The sequence below is a fragment of the uncultured Sphingomonas sp. genome, assembly GCF_946477935.1.
Taxonomy (GTDB): Bacteria; Pseudomonadota; Alphaproteobacteria; order Sphingomonadales; family Sphingomonadaceae; genus Sphingomonas.
This window is the reverse complement of record NZ_CAMLAC010000333.1, coordinates 1-2853: the sequence shown is the minus strand read 5'-3', so window position 1 is coordinate 2853 and position 2853 is coordinate 1. Positions and strand designations below refer to the sequence as shown.

Annotated in this window: 2 protein-coding genes; one reads left to right on the top strand and one right to left on the bottom strand. The window is 65.4% G+C overall.

All coding sequences use genetic code 11. The features are described 5' to 3' along the window. Nucleotides 1–729: mannonate dehydratase (gene uxuA, locus Q0U08_RS19475; RefSeq protein ID WP_298093431.1), on the bottom strand; the 729-nt coding region annotated here is incomplete at its 3' end. 305 nt (nt 730–1034) lie between these two features. On the opposite strand from uxuA, the gene Q0U08_RS19470 reads away from it, so the two are divergent. After that, nucleotides 1035–2853 (top strand): potassium transporter Kup (locus tag Q0U08_RS19470; RefSeq protein ID WP_298093430.1); only part of this gene is annotated, 1819 nt, incomplete at its 3' end.

The window sequence follows — 2853 nt, the reverse complement described above, 5'->3', positions numbered from 1 at the left end:
GCCGAAGAGCGGGAAGGGGGGATCGTCGGGGTGGAGGACGAGGCGGATGCCGAGCGCATCGGCGTGCGGGCAGACGGCGCGGAGAAAGGCGACGTGATTTTCGCGCAGCCGATCGGCGTCGATATCGGCATAATCCTGCATGGCGGACAGGAAGCCCGCGGAGGTGAAGCTTTCCTCGCTACCCGGCAGGCCCGCCAGGATCGTCGCTTCCAAGGCGGCGCGCTCCACCACCGAAAGCCGCTCGAACAGCGCCGCGGCGGCGGTGACGCGGGACGGGGGGTAATCGGCCGCGGCGCCGGGACGCTGCAGGATGTGGATGTCGTAGGCGGCGACCGCATCCCACTCGAACCGCAGCGCAAGCGCGCCATCGGGCATGCGATAGGCGAGATCGGTGCGCGTCCAGTCGAGCAGGGGCATGAAATTATAGGTGACGACGGTGATACCGCAGGCGGCAAGATTGGTCAGACTGTCGCGATAGGCCGCGATACGGTCGTCCCACAGGGCGCCCTTGGTCTTGATGACGTCGTCGACGGGCAGGCTTTCGACCACGGTCCAGCCAAGCCCTGCCGCTTCGATCATCGCACGGCGCGCGGCGATGGCTTCGCGCGGCCAGACCGCGCCGTTGGGGATCTCGTGCAGCGCCGTCACCACTTCGGTGGCGCCTGCCTGACGGATCGCGGCGAGGGATACGGGATCGGCGGGGCCGAACCAGCGCATCGTCTGCGTCATCCGCGGCGCCTTTGCCTGATCGTGCATCGATACCGTCACCCGCCACTCTCCCGAAGCCTGCGCCTTGAACAAGCTGTAGCGCGCCCGTGACAGGCCAGTCCAATGAAAATGGACAGGCCAATATCGGCGCCCGACAGGGATGCAGTGCCATAGGCCGATAGCAACGCGGATCAGGCGCATTCCCGTGGCGGATCGTAGGTCGCGTTGCTGCGTTTCCAGCCCCATGCTAGAGGCCGCGTCATGCCAGGGGGTATCCGGAATTTCGCCGCGGCGCGCGCCGCTTCGTTCATGAGCCCGCGGCCGATATGAGCGTCTCGCCAACGGGGGTGGCGACCACCGCGCCGGCCGGCCATGACGAGCATCATCAGGGCGGCGTGATCAAGCTGGCGCTGGGTGCGATCGGCGTGGTGTTCGGCGATATCGGAACCAGCCCGCTTTATGCGTTTCGCGAGACTTTTGCGAGCCCGCACCATCCGCTGCCCGTCGATACGGCGCACATCATGGGCGTCATCAGCCTGATCTTCTGGTCGATGATGATCGTGGTGTCGGTGAAATATGTCGCGATCATCATGCGTGCCGACAATAATGGCGAAGGCGGCAGTCTGGCCCTGCTGGCGCTGGTGTCGGGGCAGACGAAGACGAAACGCTGGACGCGGGGCATCATCCTGCTGGGCGTATTCGCCACGGCGCTATTCTACGGCGACAGCATGATCACACCCGCGGTCACGGTGTTGTCTGCGGTGGAAGGTCTGGCGGTGGCGGCGCCGGCGTTCGGGGGGTTCGTGATCCCGATCGCGGTCGTCATCCTGATCGCGCTGTTTTCGATCCAGCGATCGGGGACGGAGAAGGTGGGGCTGTTCTTCGGCCCCGTCATGCTGCTGTATTTCGGGGTGATCGCGGTGCTGGGCGTGATCAGCTTCGTGCAGACGCCGGGCATCCTGTGGTCGCTGTCGCCGCATTATGCAGTGCAGTTCTTCCTGATCGATCCGTTGCGCGGGTTTCTGGCGCTGGGTTCGGTCGTGCTGGCGGTGACCGGCGCGGAGGCGCTGTACGCCGATATGGGGCATTTCGGGCGGCGTCCGATCGGGCTGTCTTGGCTGTGCTTCGTGCTGCCCGCGCTGCTGCTGAACTATACGGGGCAGGGTGCGCCGCTGTTCCGCGAGGGGGAGGCGGCGCTGGAAAGCCCCTTCTACATGCTGGCGCCCGACAGCCTGCAATTGCCGCTGGTGATGCTGGCGACGGCCGCGGCGGTGATCGCCAGCCAGGCGGTGATCACCGGCGCCTTTTCCGTCACGCAACAGGCGATCCAGCTCGGCTTCATGCCGCGGCTGCGTATCGAACATACCTCGGCGACCACGGCGGGGCAGATCTACATTCCGCTCATCAACTGGATGTTGATGGTGATGGTGATCCTGCTGGTGTTGTTCTTCCGCACCTCGTCCAACCTGACCTCGGCTTACGGCATCGCGGTGACGGGGGCGATGTTCATCGATACCTGCCTGCTGGGCGTGGCGCTGACCCGGTTGTGGAAGTGGCCGGTGTTTGCCGCGATGCCGCTGCTGGCGTTGTTCTTCCTGGTGGACGGGGCCTATTTCTTCGCCAATCTGACCAAGGTGCCCGCGGGCGGGTGGTTCCCGCTGCTGGTCGGCTTCATCATCTTCACCTTCCTGACCACCTGGTCGACGGGGCGCAAGCTGATGATCGAGCGGCTGCGCGAAGGCACGATGCCGGTGAAGGTCTTTATCGAATCGGCGGCCAATGCGGCGTCGCGCGTGTCGGGCACCGCGGTCTTCATGACCAGCACGTCGGAGGGCGTGCCCCATGCGCTGCTCCACAATCTGAAGCACAACAAGGTGCTGCACGAGCGGGTGATCCTGCTGACCGTGAAGATCGCCAGCCGTCCCTATTGGCCGGATCATGACCGGGCGATGCTGGAGGAACTGGGGCACGGATTCTACCGTCTGGTGCTGCGCTTCGGGTTCATGGAGGAGGCGAACGTGCCGGCCGGGCTGAAGCGGGTGGAGATCGAGGGGGGCGCGTTCAAGATGATGGACACCAGCTTCTTCCTGTCGCGCCAGACGCTGCTGCCGTCGTCGCGGCCGGGCATGATGCTGTGGCGCGAGA